Origin of the sequence: Candidatus Phycosocius spiralis (assembly GCF_030158815.1) — a bacterium.
GTDB lineage: Bacteria > Pseudomonadota > Alphaproteobacteria > Caulobacterales > Aquidulcibacteraceae > Aquidulcibacter > Aquidulcibacter spiralis.
Window position 1 is genome coordinate 1 of record NZ_BPFZ01000022.1, and the last position, 14,690, is coordinate 14,690.

The 14,690-nt window shown below is 49.7% G+C and carries 12 protein-coding genes; 9 read left to right on the forward strand and 3 right to left on the reverse strand.

Going from position 1 to position 14,690, the window contains the following annotated elements; all coding sequences use genetic code 11:
• Positions 1-138: 138 nt before the first annotated feature.
• The 8 genes from PsB1_RS11530 to hisN all read left to right on the forward strand — a co-directional run bounded on the left by PsB1_RS11530 (position 139) and on the right by hisN (position 8,424).
• Positions 139-963: a flagellin gene (locus PsB1_RS11530; protein WP_284361739.1), complete on the forward strand. Its 825-nt coding sequence runs from the start codon at positions 139-141 to the stop codon at positions 961-963.
• A 208-nt stretch (positions 964-1,171) separates the two neighbouring features.
• A complete protein-coding gene (locus PsB1_RS11535; protein ID WP_284361741.1) occupies positions 1,172-1,996 on the forward strand; it encodes a flagellin in 825 nt (274 codons plus the stop codon).
• Between the two features lie 200 nt (positions 1,997-2,196).
• Positions 2,197-3,021: a flagellin gene (locus PsB1_RS11540; RefSeq protein ID WP_284361743.1), complete on the forward strand. Its 825-nt coding sequence runs from the start codon at positions 2,197-2,199 to the stop codon at positions 3,019-3,021.
• Positions 3,022-3,251: 230 nt separating this feature from the next.
• Positions 3,252-3,725 (forward strand): hypothetical protein, encoded by a 474-nt coding sequence (locus PsB1_RS11545; protein ID WP_284361745.1) that lies wholly within the window; start codon positions 3,252-3,254, stop codon positions 3,723-3,725.
• A gap of 913 nt (positions 3,726-4,638) precedes the next feature.
• Positions 4,639-4,797 (forward strand): hypothetical protein, encoded by a 159-nt coding sequence (locus PsB1_RS11550; RefSeq protein WP_284361749.1) that lies wholly within the window; start codon positions 4,639-4,641, stop codon positions 4,795-4,797.
• A gap of 721 nt (positions 4,798-5,518) precedes the next feature.
• Positions 5,519-6,379: a flagellin gene (locus PsB1_RS11555; protein WP_284361751.1), complete on the forward strand. Its 861-nt coding sequence runs from the start codon at positions 5,519-5,521 to the stop codon at positions 6,377-6,379.
• Between the two features lie 120 nt (positions 6,380-6,499).
• Positions 6,500-7,630: a PQQ-dependent sugar dehydrogenase gene (locus PsB1_RS11560; RefSeq protein WP_284361753.1), complete on the forward strand. Its 1,131-nt coding sequence runs from the start codon at positions 6,500-6,502 to the stop codon at positions 7,628-7,630.
• Between the two features lie 2 nt (positions 7,631-7,632).
• Entirely contained in the window at positions 7,633-8,424 is a 792-nt protein-coding gene (gene hisN / locus PsB1_RS11565; RefSeq protein ID WP_284361755.1) for a histidinol-phosphatase, read from the forward strand.
• A 73-nt stretch (positions 8,425-8,497) separates the two neighbouring features.
• On the opposite strand, the gene PsB1_RS11570 is transcribed toward hisN, so the two are convergent.
• The gene (locus tag PsB1_RS11570; RefSeq protein ID WP_284361757.1) at positions 8,498-9,586 is read right to left on the reverse strand and encodes a glycosyltransferase family 4 protein; all 1,089 of its coding nucleotides are present in this window, start codon (positions 9,584-9,586) and stop codon (positions 8,498-8,500) included.
• A gap of 98 nt (positions 9,587-9,684) precedes the next feature.
• On the opposite strand from PsB1_RS11570, the gene putA reads away from it, so the two are divergent.
• A complete protein-coding gene (gene putA, locus PsB1_RS11575) occupies positions 9,685-12,771 on the forward strand; it encodes a bifunctional proline dehydrogenase/L-glutamate gamma-semialdehyde dehydrogenase PutA (RefSeq protein WP_284361759.1) in 3,087 nt (1,028 codons plus the stop codon).
• Between the two features lie 9 nt (positions 12,772-12,780).
• On the opposite strand, the gene PsB1_RS11580 is transcribed toward putA, so the two are convergent.
• The gene (locus PsB1_RS11580) at positions 12,781-13,743 is read right to left on the reverse strand and encodes a KpsF/GutQ family sugar-phosphate isomerase (protein ID WP_284361762.1); all 963 of its coding nucleotides are present in this window, start codon (positions 13,741-13,743) and stop codon (positions 12,781-12,783) included.
• A gap of 65 nt (positions 13,744-13,808) precedes the next feature.
• On the reverse strand, positions 13,809-14,369 hold the full coding sequence (locus tag PsB1_RS11585; protein ID WP_284361765.1) for a hypothetical protein: 561 nt from the start codon (positions 14,367-14,369) through the stop codon (positions 13,809-13,811).
• Positions 14,370-14,690 lie beyond the last annotated feature (321 nt).

Here is a 14,690-nt window from a genome sequence, read left to right on the forward strand (position 1 = left end):
CAGAACTGAGCCAGTCAAAAGATGAAATTCCCAAGCTAAAGCCGCTGCAACAATATCGTCCAATCGCTCAAATTTAGGCTGCCAAGGTAAGATTGATCGCAGGTAAGATGAATTGGCTATAAGGATGAGGGCTAGAACATGCTCAGCGTAAACACAAATGCCGGCGCGATGGTCGCCGTTCAAACACTTAACAAGACCAATTCTGATCTCGCCAAAACACAAAACGCGGTATCAACGGGTCTTAAAGTTGCAACAGCCAGAGATAACGGGGCAATCTGGACCATTGCCAATAAGATGAGCTCAGACGTTGGTGCCTATGAGCGGGTAAGGGAATCTACCGATCGGGCATCTGCCATTCTCGACACTGGCGTGGCTGCTGCTGAAAGCATTATGCTTTTATTAAATGAAATGAAGGGTAAGGCACTTGCTGCAAGTCAGACTGGCCTTTCAGCCTCGTCGCAATCTGCTTTAGCGGCAGACTTTGCCCAATTGCGTGACCAAATCACCAGTATTGGCGCTAACGCAGTTTTTGATGGTGCCAACATGATTGCGGCAACTCCAAATGATGCCATCTCACTAGGCGACGCTAATGGTGGCAATTCCATTACAGTCAATGGTGCCAGCTTAGCTTTGGGTGGTACGATTATCACGGTAGCCGGGACTTCGGCACTGGACACTTCCGCCAATGCTACAACTGCTTTGGGTTTGGTCAATGCTTCCATAACCAATCTCGGTACGCAATTGGCAACTTGGGGAGCTGGCGCGAAGCGTTTTGAAGTTCACAAGACATTTATCAGCAAACTGTCGGATGCCCTGACCAATGGCATTGGATCCATCACCGACGCCGATCTTTCTAAAGAGAGTGCCAAACTGCAAGCGCTGCAAACCAAGCAGCAACTTGGCATTCAAGCCCTGTCTATTGCGAACAGCACACCACAAACTGCATTGTCTCTGTTCCGCTAAGCCTAACAATAATAAGAAAGTATTTTACAAATTCAGCCCAGGCATTCGTGCCTGGGTTTTTTTGTATTGATAAATATTGATCTAATTTAGAAGAAAACTGCTTTGGTCTCTTTAGATCGCCATTTGACATTTTAAGGTAAAAAAACGCGCGGTCAAAATGATCGCTGCATTTTGAAGGATGCAAATATGTGCGTGAAAGGGATCAAGTATGATCAGTGTAAATACCAATCAGGGTGCTATGATTGCCCTGCAAACCCTAAATAAAACCAATGCAGAATTGGATAAAACACAAAATGCGGTGGCAACGGGACTGAAAGTTGCCTCAGCAAAAGACAATGGCGCTTTATGGGCTATTGGCAATAAGATGCGCTCCGATATCGGGGCCTATGATCGGGTCCGAGAATCAACCGATCGTGCTTCGGCCATATTGGACACCGGCATAGCAGCTGGTGAAAGCATCATGGAATTGCTGAATGAAATGAAGGGTAAGGCATTAGCTGGAACCCAAATTGGCAATTCTACCGGTGCACAATCGGCTTTGGCAGCCGATTTTGTTCAATTACGCAATCAAATCACCAGCATTGTTGCCAATGCTTCGTTTGATGGAGCCAATATGATCGCCGCAACACCAAGCGACGCTGTCGCCTTTGGGGACACAGCTGGGGGGAATACTATCACCATAGCCGGTGCCAGTCTTGCCTTAGGTGGTACTATCATATCGGTAGCAGGGACCAACGCACTGACTGATACGACAACATCAACAGCTGCATTGACCGCAACCAACAATTCTATCACCGCATTAGGAACCCAATTGGCAACTTGGGGCGCAGGTGCCAAGCGCTTGGACATTCACAAGGCCTTCATCACCAAATTACAAGATGCCTTGACCGAAGGCGTGGGGTCCATTGTGGATGCCGATTTGGCGAAAGAAAGCGCTAAACTGACCGCCTTGCAAACCAAACAGCAACTGGGTGTGCAGGCTTTGTCCATTGCCAACAGCGCTACGAAGACAGTCATGTCTTTATTTAGATAAATAGGAAAAAACCTAATAATGAAATTGGGCTTGAGTATTAAACTCAAGCCCTTTTTTATAAGGATATATTGGACAAGAAATCGATAAAATTGACTATATTTTTCAAATAGAAAATAGTAATTTTTCTCATATGATTTCCTCAAGTCAAAATGACTTTCATGTCAAAATGGCATGATTATTGTACGAGTAGGAGATCAAGAATGATCAGCATAAACACCAATCAGGGTGCTATGATTGCCCTGCAAACCCTCAATAAAACCAATGCAGAATTGGATAAAACACAAAATGCGGTGGCAACGGGACTGAAAGTTGCCTCAGCAAAAGATAATGGGGCGATCTGGGCTATTGGCAATAAGATGCGCTCCGATATCGGGGCCTATGATCGGGTCCGAGAATCAACCGATCGTGCTTCGGCTATATTGGACACCGGCATAGCAGCTGGTGAAAGCATCATGGAATTGCTGAATGAAATGAAGGGTAAAGCATTAGCTGGAACCCAAGTTGGCAATTCGGCTCCCGCACAGTCAGCACTGGCAGCCGATTTTGCCCAATTACGCAATCAAATCACCAGCATTGTTGCCAATGCTTCGTTTGATGGTGCCAATATGATCGCCGCGACGCCTAATGATGCTATCGCCTTAGGTGATGCATCAGGGGGGAATTCTATCACCATAGCCGGTGCCAGTCTTGCCTTAGGTGGTACTATCATATCGGTAGCAGGGACCAACGCACTGACTGATACGACAACATCAACAGCTGCATTGACCGCAACCAACAATTCTATCACCGCATTAGGAACCCAATTGGCAACTTGGGGTGCTGGGGCTAAGCGTCTAGAAGTACACAAGAACTTCATATCAAAATTGCAGGATGCTCTAACCTCAGGGGTAGGCTCAATTGTTGATGCGGATCTTGCCAAGGAAAGTGCAAAGCTTAATGCGCTTCAAGTTAAACAACAATTGGGTGTTCAAGCCTTGTCGATTGCTAACAGCTCGTCACAGACAGCATTGTCTTTGTTCCGATAACATAAGGCAAGATTTAACAACTTTGGGTCCGGGCTATGGTTCGGACCCTTTTTTGATTGTCAAAACTGTATTTATTATCGCGACACATGTTAATTTTATCTAAAATATGACGAAAGGTATGAACATGATTTTGATATTAGCTTGATAAAAGGCACTATAAGGAGTATGTTCCTCTTATTCGGCGTACAGCTTCGGCGTACAGCGTGGTTTTCAAGAATTGGAGGAGGTGAATGGCGACATTCACCTTAAATCACATGAATATGGAGATAAAAAACGTCTTGCCGTTGCAGGTCCCGCCTGTTGCTCCGATTCGTCCGGGGCAGGAGGTAACGGTGAAGCCTGCCCAGAATTCTGTTGAAACGCAATCTGAAAACAATGGTCCCCGTCAAAAGGTGTTTTTTTCCAATTCTAATTTCGACAAAGCTCGTCCGTATGACGCTTCCATCAGTTCTAACGACGCTACTGATGCTAAGTCAAATGAAGCGCGGATCGCTATGGTTGAGCAAGTTTTAGGAATCAATAAATCACTCTTGATTGAGCGGAACAAGAATGCCCCCGGTTTCATCTACAAATCTATTGACCGCAAAACTGGTGAAATAACACGCATTTGGCCCCTTGAAGTCATGGCCGAAACCCTAGCCGATTTAACCGATGCGCAAACACGTCCCTCTATGCGCGGCATGATGGTAGACGCAAAAGCTTAAACCTTTTGTGACGCTTCAATTCCACAAGCGTTGACGCATCTAACTGACAAAAGGGTGAAGGGCTTATTTTGGGGCAAACCAAACTAAGTCACACTCAATTCAGCTATTGCGATGTACCCAATCCTTAACAGCCCCAGCCGCATAACTCTCCGCCACACCTACAGCTTGAAATCGTCAGAAAAGCGACGCCGACGATCCGTCTCCACAACATCAAGCCGACGCCCATATCCTGCTGCTATCGTCTGTAACGTCTCCATACGCACAGTACCTAGCCCAGTTCATACCTCAACGAAATGTGACCCTTGGCGAATGGATACTCTTTAGCGGCGTTCCTGACACATATATTTCGGGCGTATCGATCAAGGGGAAAGGTTCATTAAGTGCGACACCACCGGCAACCCCAATTCATCGCCGGAGGATACAGTGTCATCGCCTCTTTCGTCGAGGGCGATTTTGCCGACAACTTGGTCAGAGTCACCGATCAAAGTCGTGGTTTGGTGGCCAAAGGGGCCTTAAATGACAAGGCAATTAGCTCTGGCCTCACTCTTTCATTGCTTGTTGATCACAATTTCTGGCGAGGTACGGTAAGGTGAACCCTATCTCGGCCGCTCGCTATTGATCCAAAAGGCACGTATATGGCCTCCCACAATGAGAGGGGAGCGCGGGAGGCTATTGTTCCGTTTCCAAATGCCATTGCTAATCTAGGCCCACCCCTTGCTGGACGTGCATGCAAGCCGATTGACGGATTATCGGAAAGCACTTGCGCCTATTGGTGGATCGATTGCTCGCAAAGAAGTCCAGAAGCGTTTCACCCAGCTAGCTCGAAAAGCCGAAGAAGTGCAAAAGGTAGAGGGGGCACAATCGGGCTCGTATGCTAGAAGGTGCACAATCCCATGAACGGGGTTTGTAGGCCATGTCCGATGGCATCATTTTAGCTTTGTCACAGACCGCCGATGCAAATATCGCCCAAGCACAACTTGAGATAGAGGTAGGTAATATGCGTGCTAGGACGATGGATGAATTTAAGGCGCATCAACGAGCGCAAAGTGAAGCCTCCGCTTTCAGAGATTAAGCTTCTGAAACAGAAACCTATAATTCTTGGTCATACTCGCAAGCGCCCGTTCAACCTCGGATTTCACAGCAAAAAAATATGCCTAAACCACAAGAGAGTTCCAATGGAGGTTAAAACGCGGGTTATGATTCTTTGCCCAGTCCTCCCCAACAGACGTCCAATCCCATCCCTATGTTGGAGGGTGTGGCCTATGAGCATTGGGAACAGAAAGTGGATAATTATTTGGTCATTTGATCTGTCACTGGCCGTTCCCAAACACCCTTTATGACCCGTCAAGTCCAAGTGATGTCAAACAGGCCTGTGGCTCATAAACCACGCTGGAAGATTAAGGTACTATAGGTCGAAATCGCGGTTGGGGTTGTGGATTTGGCATTAACCCACGCAAGAGTGGCTCACCCCACATCGATCAAGTCATGCGGTTCAATCTTGTGACTCCGCAACGCAAAAGGTTACAATGTGAAGCCAATCAAGAGCGTGTCTGTCATTCACCCTAGTCCTTTGGCCCGCTTGCGTTGTGGCTAAGTGGAAAGCTTGGGTATGTTATGTGAGCAAGTTCAAGCAAGCTTAGCTCAATCAGAGCCCGAAAGTGTTACCATCGTCCCTTGCCGCTTTGGGAAGGTCATGGATTATTGTTTACGTTTAGTTAGGCAAATCACTTAAGGCTTCACACAAGACTACGCATTCCAACAAGACTACGCATTCCAGTTTAAGGTTCAACGTGATGCCAACCATCAATACCAATGTTAACGCTTTAACGGCAGTCCAATCAGTCAATAATGCTGCGCGGAATATGGAAGCTGTACAAGACCGGATTAGTTCGGGATTAAAAACGACGGGTAGCAAGGAAAAGCCGGCATCTTATGGCATTGCCCAAAACCAGCGCGCGGAATTGGGAAGTCTTGAAACAGTGATCGCAGGCCTTAATCGAGCAAGTAGTATTGCAGATGTTGCATTAGCATCTGCTGGTGCGATCTCTGATCTGTTCACGTCGATGCGTAAATTCGCTGTCGCAGCATCAGATCCTTCGATGACTGAAGCCAGTCGGACAATCACTAATCGGGACTTTGTGGAATTGCGCGATCAAATTAAGACTATGATCGCCAACGCCCAGTTTGATGGCGCTGGAATATTGGGTGGCCCAGCGGGCACGTTCTTGAATTTTTTAGATAGTACGGATGGGTTAAGAACCGTCGGTTTACCGGTTCTTGACTTTCGTTTACCTGATACGCCAGGACCTGTAGCAGACCCACCTTCGGCGATCTATGTTGGTAAGGATTCCACCATCCTCACGGCGAGTGATGCCAATGACATGAGTAAGCGGATTGTCGCCACACTTGATTATGTGAATGGCGAGATGGCAAGACTGGCCGCTGCAAGTAAGCGGGTTGAGACCCAAACCGCTTACTTTTCTAAAATAATGGACAATGTGACTTCTGGCATCGGCAATATTGTTGATGCAGATTTGGCCAAGGAAACGGCGCAGCTTGAGGCTCTAAAGGTTCGTAAAGGACTATCGACGACATCGATTTCTATGTCAAATCAGCCAACTCAGGCGCTTTTAAATCTGTTGCGCAACGTCTGACACCTCATTCCACACAAGTTTTTTCATTTCTTCATAGGGCTAAGTAATCCTTGGTGCTGCACAAGCAACCGAAACGCAAAATGGTATTTTCGAAAGCTGAGATTTGTACTAGAAAAGCTTATGGTTACCAAAAAATTCTTTTTGAAAGCACCGATTTTTTCCTGCTTATTATTGGCATGTTCCCCACCTGCAGCCAGTCTTCCTATTGCGGCTGTTCAAAGTCATATCAAAGTCACGGAACTTGCAAGCGGTTTAGCCTATCCTTGGGGGGCAGCTTTCTTGCCCGATGGGGGATTGTTGGTAACAGAGCGCGAAGGCCGTTTGCGCCTGATCCGCGATGGTCAATTGGTTGAGGCACCGATAAATGGGGTGCCAGCGGTATTAAACCATGGCCAAGGTGGCTTGTTTGACATAGCCCTTCATCCCGATTTTGCAACCAATGCCTTAATCTATCTTTCATTTGCGCAAGGCACCAAAAACGCCAATCATACAAGAGTGGTGCGCGCCAAGTTTGATGGTCAAGCTTTGACACAAGTTGAGACGGTGTTTGATGCTGTACCAGAGCGTGATACGCAAGCACACTTTGGTGGTAGATTATTGTTTTTGCCTGATAAAAGCCTAATCGTCACCTTGGGGGACGGTTATACCTACCGCCATAAAGCCCAAGACCTGAGTAGTGATCTGGGTAAGATTGTGCGCATCACGGACACTGGAAAAGCAGCTTCTGGCAATCCATTCTTGGGTCAAGCTGGTGCGCGGCCTGAAATCTGGTCTTACGGTCATCGCAACGTACAAGGCATAGCCCGCGATCCTGCCACAGGCACGCTTTATGCCAATGAGCATGGCCCTAAGGGCGGGGATGAAGTTAATGTCATACAGCCAGGTAAGAATTACGGCTGGCCCGTTATCACTTATGGTGTGGATTATTCAGGTGCGCCAATCAGTTTAGAAAACAAAAAGGCCGGTATGGAGCAGCCCTTGGTTTATTGGGTGCCCTCAATTGCCCCCTCCAGTATGGTGTTTTACACGGGCGACTTGTTTAAGGCGTGGAAGGGTGATCTCCTTGTCACGGCATTAGCAGGCCAGCATATCCGCCGCATTGACCTGGAGGCTGGAACCGTTATGGGCCAGGAATCCCTTTTGACAGAGCGGCAAGAACGCTATCGCGATATCATCCAAGCACCTGATGGCTCCTTGATTGTGTTGACGGATGACCCCGAAGGCAAAGTTCTCCGCTTGACGCCTAAGTGAGCATGCAGGTCTTTACACCTACACAGACTTTAGACTTCGCCCATCAGCTGGCCGATGGCGCACGCACAGCCATCTTACCTTTCTTTAGGGCAGGTGGGGTGATTGAAAACAAAGCCAGCTATGGTTTTGATCCAGTCACCGCAGCGGACAAAGCGGCCGAAACGGCCATGCGCGCTATGATAAGAGCGCATAGACCCCATGACAGCATTGTCGGAGAAGAGTTTGACGATCATGCAGGGAGTTCTGGCTGGACTTGGGTCTTAGACCCGATTGACGGTACCCGCGCCTTTATCGCAGGCACCACGACATGGGGGGTATTGATCGGTGCGCGGTTTGAGGGCCGCCCTCTGGTTGGCATTATGGACCAACCCTTTGTCGATGAACGCTGGTCTGCTTGTCCTGATCGCGCTATGTGGACACGTGGGGACGCCCGCCAACCCTTGGTGACCCGCAAGAATATCGACTTGGAAGAAGCCCTCCTGGCCACGACCGATCCTTTTTTGTTTTCAGCCCAGCAAACAACAGCCTTCATGGCCTTACGTGGGGCGTGCCGCCTTACCCGCTATGGCTTGGATTGTATGGCCTATGCTCTATTGGCACATGGCCACATTGATCTTGTGGTTGAACCAGGCCTCAAGGATGTCGATATTGCAGCCTTGATACCCATTATCGAGGCGGCCGGTGGGGTTGTAACAGACTGGCAGGGCCGCCATCACCCCAAAGGTGGGAACATCATCGCCGCTGGGTCTCCCGCCCTGCATGCTAAGGCACTGACCTTTTTGGTGGGGGCCTAGCCTGGAAAACAGGTGAAACATAGTTTCTTAATCAAAGCGATTTGCGGGTACTGTTTAAGAATTGGTCTCCTCCTCAAACAATTTTGCGCTTTTTACGTAAACGCAAGGCATTTTTCACCCTGTTCCATACTTTATAGCGTTCCATGACGGGCAGGGGGTCAAGGTTTTGTAAAAATTGTAGGGCACTAGCGCGCCAAGAGAAGGTTTCGGCATAAGCGCGCACCTTAGATCTATCGATCATGAGGCAGGCCTTGATGATGGCTTCTAAATCATCGCCAATTACCCCGGCTCCTGAACCTGGAATAATGTCCTTTGGGCCTGGCGCCACAAAGGCTGCAACCGGGGTTCCTGTGGCCATCGCCTCTAAGATCACCAGGCCAAAAGTATCGGTATAGCTAGGAAACACAAAGACATCAGCATTGGCATAACAAGCAGCCAATTCATCGCCAAATTTGGCACCAAGGAATTTTGCCTCAGGAAAGCGGCTTTCAAGGTCTTTACGCGCTGGGCCATCGCCGACTATGACTTTGGTTCCCTCCAGCTCGCACGCCAAAAAAGCCTCAACATTTTTTTCAACCGAAACGCGGCCGACATATAGAAATATTGGCCCCGCAATGCCCGCCAGTGGCCCGCGATCGGCTTGTCGTAACTTGGGGTTAAACTGATCGACATCAACGCCACGGGTCCATATCGCAAGGTTTTTGAACCCGCGTGAAATCAACAAATCTCGCATGGTTGGGGTAGCGACCATCACCCGGCCTGCCATATTGTGAAACCAGCGCACAAAGGCATAGCCCCAGCTGACCGGGACTGGAAAACGCGCGGAAATATATTCAGGATATTGGGTGTGATAGGAGGATGAAAACGGGAAACGATGCTGAATACACATACGCCGCGCGGCAAGGCCAAGTGTGCCTTCTGTAGCGATATGAACCGCTTCGGGCTCAAAAGCTTCAAACCGTTCCTCAATATCATCCTTGGCAAACAAAGCCATTTTGATTTCTGGATAAGTGGGTAAAGGTATGGTCTTATAACCATCATTGGGCGTGACCATCATCACCTCATGACCCATTTCCTTTAGTTCTTTGACGGTGCGGGCCAAGGTCCGCACCACCCCATTGACTTGTGGTTCCCACGCGTCGGTTACCAGCATAATGCGCATATTGAGGCCTTTGTTTTTTGTAGGGTCTCTCTACAATGGCGCGCCAGAAAAGGCCAATCTAGGCCGCACAAGCAATTCTAACCACGCAATGAGATCATATGCCTGCTTTTTCAGATTTCAGCTCCATTGATCGGTTGAAATATGCCGATGAAGAATCGCTTGTTCAAACCCTGCTTGAACATAGCCCATTGCGCGGTTTCATTCGAACCCAAGCGCTAACCGACGCCCAAATGATTGTTAGAAAAGCGCGCGAGAGGGCCAAGCCCGTCGGCATGCTGGAAACTTTCCTCGATGAATTTGGCTTAACGACACCCGAAGGCCTTGCGCTCATGTGTCTTGCGGAAGCTTTGCTGCGTGTGCCCGATCAAGAGACAGCTGACAAATTGATCGCTGAAAAGATCGCCAGTGGTGATTGGGGCGCGCGGGCTGGCAAGTCTGACAGTGCCTTGGTCAATGCGTCGGTGTGGGGTTTGATGCTGACCGGTAAAGTTGTCGATATTGGCCCAGAAGCGCGTCAAGATTTAGCAGGCTTTATGCACCGCCTAACCCGCAAAGCTGGTGAACCAGTAATCCGCGCGGCCGTCGGCCAAGCCATGGTCATTATGGGGGAGCAATTTGTTCTGGGCCGCACGATTGAAGCAGCGATCAAGCGGGGAAAAGGCGCTATACGCAAGCAAAATGCCAGTCATTTCTCCTTTGACATGCTAGGCGAAGGTGCCAGAACCCAAGCCGATGCACGCCGTTACGCCTTAGCCTATGCACAGGCTATTGAAGCTGTCGGCCAATCCTCGCATGGCCTTGGCCCCAAAGAAGCATCGGGCATTTCGGTGAAATTAAGTGCCCTTTACCCGCGCTACGAGGCCCGCCAGGCGCAGGCTGTACACCGTGATTTATTCCCGATTGTCTTGGATTTGGCCATCAAGGCCAAATCCCATGACATAGGCTTTTGTTTGGATGCCGAAGAAGCTGATCGCTTAGTATTGTCTTTGGAATTACTCGATCGATTAGCCCATGCCCCACAATTGGCGGGCTGGAACGGGCTTGGCCTTGCTGTACAGGCCTATCAAAAGCGCGCGACGGAAACGATTGCCAGCGTCATATCCATTGCCCGTTCCGCGCAACGCCAAATGATGGTTCGTTTGGTCAAAGGGGCCTATTGGGACGCCGAAATCAAGCGCGCTCAAGTGGCAGGCCGCCCTGATTTTCCGGTGTTTACGACAAAATCAGCCACCGACGTTTCCTATCTTTCTTGTGCAGAGCTTATGCTGCGGGCGGGGGATGCGGTCTATGGCCAATTTGCCACTCATAATGCCCATACGTTAGCGGCCGTGCGCGCCTTGGCCCAAGCGGCAGGGCAAAGTGATTATGAATTCCAGCGTCTACACGGTATGGGTGAGACGCTTTATGCCACGGCCCGCGACCTATTTGGCGAAGTGGTTGTGCGTGTGTATGCTCCGGTTGGGGCGCATGAAGACTTACTACCCTATCTGGTCCGGCGTTTGCTTGAAAATGGTGCCAATACCAGTTTTGTGCATGCCTTTTTGGACGAGGACGTCCCAGTGGAAAAAGTTGCCGCTGATCCTATGACGTCTTTGGAGGCTGGTGCGAGACGACATGCCAAACTGCCAGCCCCACCCGCACTTTATGGCGCGAGCCGGGCTAATTCGCGCGGTCTTGACCTTTCGACGGCAAGCGACGTGGACATGGTGAACGCGGCCTTGAAGTCTTTAAATCAAGCACTTTTGGGCTCTGGCGATACAATGGTGACCTCACCCCAAGATCATGGCAAACTCGTCGGCAAAATCACGCTATCAACACATTCACAGGTTACTGAAGCGTGCACGAGCGCCGCCAAAGCCTATCGCGCCTGGGACGCCCGTGGCGGTCAGGCCCGCAGCCTGATCTTGATGGATGCGGCCAACCGCCTTGAAGCCGATATGGGCCGCCTGATTGCCCTATGCTGCCAAGAGGCGGGAAAAACCTTGCAAGACGGGATTGATGAGGTTCGCGAAGCCGTAGATTTCTTGCGCTATTATGGGGCTCAAGCCGCTGGTGAGTTCCAAACTCCTCTTGAATTGCCAAGTCCAGCAGGTGAAAGCAATTGCCTTAGTCTGCATGGGCGTGGGGTCTTTGCTTGTATCAGCCCATGGAATTTTCCTCTTGCAATTTTCATCGGGCAAGTTGCAGCCGCCTTAGCAGCAGGCAATGGCGTGGTCGCAAAGCCTGCTGAACAAACCCCCCTGATTGCTGGTTTGGCGTGTGAGCATTTGTTTGCAGCAGGTGTTCCCCGCGATGTGCTCCATTTAGTTCTGGGAGATGGCGCAATCGGGGCACATTTGGTGGCAGATCCCCTAATCGCTGGGGTCGCCTTTACCGGATCTTCGCAAGTTGCGCGACAAATTACGCTGTCATTGGCCCAAAAGCAAGGACCTATTGTGCCATTAATTGCCGAAACAGGTGGCCTGAACGCCATGTTTGTGGATACGACCGCCCTCAAGGAACAAGTGGTTGATGATGTGATGGTATCCGCCTTTGGCTCTGCAGGCCAGCGCTGTTCTGCCCTTAGGCTCCTTTTCCTACCCTATGAGACGGCTGATGACATCATCGCTTGTTTGATAGGGGCGATGGATGAATTGATCATTGGCGACCCTGCCCTTGTTACTACCGATATTGGCCCGATCATTGATGGCCCAGCGCGGCAAGCCCTTGAGGCGCATCAAGAAAAGATGCAACGCAATGCCCGAATTCATAAAAAGATCGATGTGGGCAATTTGGCCGATACCGGCCATTATTTTGGACCCTGCCTGATTGAGATCGATCATTTGGATCAATTGGAAGGTGAGGTTTTTGGGCCGATCTTGCATATAGTGCGCTACCACCCTGAAGCCATTAACGATATTGGTGCGGCCCTTGCGTCGAAAGGTTATGGCTTAACTTTGGGCTGTCACACCCGGCTCGATAGTTTTATCGACGAAGTGCAAGCCGCCGTTCCTGCAGGCAATTATTACGTTAATCGTTCTATGATTGGGGCTGTTGTAGGCGTGCAGCCGTTTGGTGGTGAGGGTCTATCAGGAACAGGGCCAAAGGCCGGTGGCCCGCATTATTTGCACCGGTTTGCTACCGAGCGGACAAAGACCGTCAATCTAGCGGCGCAAGGTGGCGATCCGCGTTTGTTTAATTTATAGGCCGCAAAACTACATCACGCCTGCACGTAAAAGGTCATGGAGATGCAAAATTCCAACCGGTCTTTTGTGGTCATCAGTGGCAAAAACCACCGTCCGACCCGATTGATTAAGTTGGGCTAGGGCTTCAGCCGCCAAAGCAGTGGGGCAAATGACCATTGGATGAGTTGTCATCAAATCGCGGGCAACCAATTGAGCAAAATCAGTACCTGCGCGGCGGCGCACATCGCCATCGGTGATGATCCCTACCAATTTGTGGTCTGCATCAATCACACCAGCACAGCCAAAGCGCTTGGCCGTCATCACCAATAGCGCTTCGAGCATAGGGGTTGCTTCATCAACCAATGGCAAATCGGCTTCCTTATGCATCAGATCGGCGACCGATTTTAGCATTGCCCCAAGTTTGCCACCAGGGTGATAGACGCGAAAATCCTGGGCGGTAAAGCCACGTTGCTCAAGAAGCGCCACGCTGAGTGCATCGCCATAGGCCATCTGCATGGTGGTGGAGGTCGTTGGCGCGCGCGTTTCACCGCAGGCTTCGGGGGCATCGGGCAACAGCATCAAATAGTCGCCCGCTTTGCCAAGGACAGAATCAGCTTGCGCAGTCATCGCGATAAGCGGGATATTAAAGCGCTTGGCATAAGCGATCATGTCGGAAAGCTCTGGCGCTTCGCCCGATTTCGACAGTATCAACAGAATATCATCTGACCCGATCATGCCCATATCGCCATGGCTGGCTTCGGTTGGGTGAATAAATTGGCTAGGTGTGCCGGTGGAGGCTAAAGTGGCTGCAATCTTGCGCGCGACATGCCCGGACTTCCCAACTCCAGCACAAATCAAGCGACCATTCATCTTTGAAACCAGATCTACAACAGCAATAAAATCGGTGCCGATCCCGGCGCGAAGCAATGCCAACCCCTGTATCTCCAGGTCGAGAACTCGGTAGGCGGCAGTAATGGCGGGAGGTTGGCTCATAAGGCGCGGCTTTCTAAATTCGTCTTACAGGCGATAATGCTGGGTGATCCATTAGCGCATAAGGATCAATTAGCAACCAAGATTGACTTGACCTCTATACCACCGTTGTCACCCTCCACACTGGGCCAGATCGCTAAGGCCGTTGGCGGTGTCTTAGGTTGAGGCAAATTGAATTGCACAGCAGTGAAGCTTGAAGTTACGGGTTGCTTGACCCAAGTGACTTGACCATTGACAACCCAGCCTATCGCCATAGAGCTTGATGGAAGCATAGGTGTTGCGCGGACCTGAATGATCACACGCATCGGCCTTGTTGTCACTTGATGAGCCAAGTTTCGTCCAAGATTTAAACGTACGCTTTTTTGAGACATGGTTTCTGACAATAATTCTATATCCGTTGTCATCCGCACGCCAACAAGCTCTCCAAGCGAACCAGGAGGTAGAGCAATGGGAAAATCCCTGGTGGGCACCATATGCAATAAATCTTTTCCCTCAATCACCCATCCTGATCTTGTTGCGCGCCCCTCTACACTCGACCCTGTAGGTTGATATAGGGGGGCGAGGGCGATGCCAATCATTAAAGCGCAAAGCACGCCAACGCCTACAAAGAAAAAAGAAAATCGAAGCATGTTTTGTTCTTGCCCTTTGGCGTGCTTAGCCGCAAGTCTGACACGCTTTAGATCAATCCTGATGATTAGTTTAGGTGGAGTTTCGGGCCTAGGGGCAAGCCAAATAGATTATGACATTTGCTGGAAACCGAATGGTTGCCGCTTTCCAACCATATTGATGTAGCCTATGATCCCTCTTTTCTACAAAATTCCAACTTCTGGCCAATATTGATAGGTTGTAACGATATCGAGATTCTATGAATAATATATTCCTATCTTTAGAATTGTCGTTTCAGATTTTTTGTTTCAAACTTTAGTGTTATTGAGGAGTCATGTGAAATA

Excerpts from the sequence above, each read along its gene's own strand:
- hisN (WP_284361755.1), top strand. The coding sequence starts at position 7,633 with ATGCAGGTCTTTACACCTACACAGACTTTAGACTTCGCCCATCAGCTG.
- PsB1_RS11555 (WP_284361751.1), top strand. The coding sequence starts at position 5,519 with ATGCCAACCATCAATACCAATGTTAACGCTTTAACGGCAGTCCAATCA.
- PsB1_RS11585 (WP_284361765.1), bottom strand. The coding sequence starts at position 14,369 with ATGCTTCGATTTTCTTTTTTCTTTGTAGGCGTTGGCGTGCTTTGCGCT.
- PsB1_RS11530 (WP_284361739.1), top strand. The coding sequence starts at position 139 with ATGCTCAGCGTAAACACAAATGCCGGCGCGATGGTCGCCGTTCAAACA.
- putA (WP_284361759.1), top strand. The coding sequence starts at position 9,685 with ATGCCTGCTTTTTCAGATTTCAGCTCCATTGATCGGTTGAAATATGCC.
- PsB1_RS11535 (WP_284361741.1), top strand. The coding sequence starts at position 1,172 with ATGATCAGTGTAAATACCAATCAGGGTGCTATGATTGCCCTGCAAACC.
- PsB1_RS11560 (WP_284361753.1), top strand. The coding sequence starts at position 6,500 with ATGGTTACCAAAAAATTCTTTTTGAAAGCACCGATTTTTTCCTGCTTA.
- PsB1_RS11550 (WP_284361749.1), top strand. The coding sequence starts at position 4,639 with ATGTCCGATGGCATCATTTTAGCTTTGTCACAGACCGCCGATGCAAAT.
- PsB1_RS11580 (WP_284361762.1), bottom strand. The coding sequence starts at position 13,743 with ATGAGCCAACCTCCCGCCATTACTGCCGCCTACCGAGTTCTCGACCTG.
- PsB1_RS11545 (WP_284361745.1), top strand. The coding sequence starts at position 3,252 with ATGGCGACATTCACCTTAAATCACATGAATATGGAGATAAAAAACGTC.
- PsB1_RS11540 (WP_284361743.1), top strand. The coding sequence starts at position 2,197 with ATGATCAGCATAAACACCAATCAGGGTGCTATGATTGCCCTGCAAACC.
- PsB1_RS11570 (WP_284361757.1), bottom strand. The coding sequence starts at position 9,586 with ATGCGCATTATGCTGGTAACCGACGCGTGGGAACCACAAGTCAATGGG.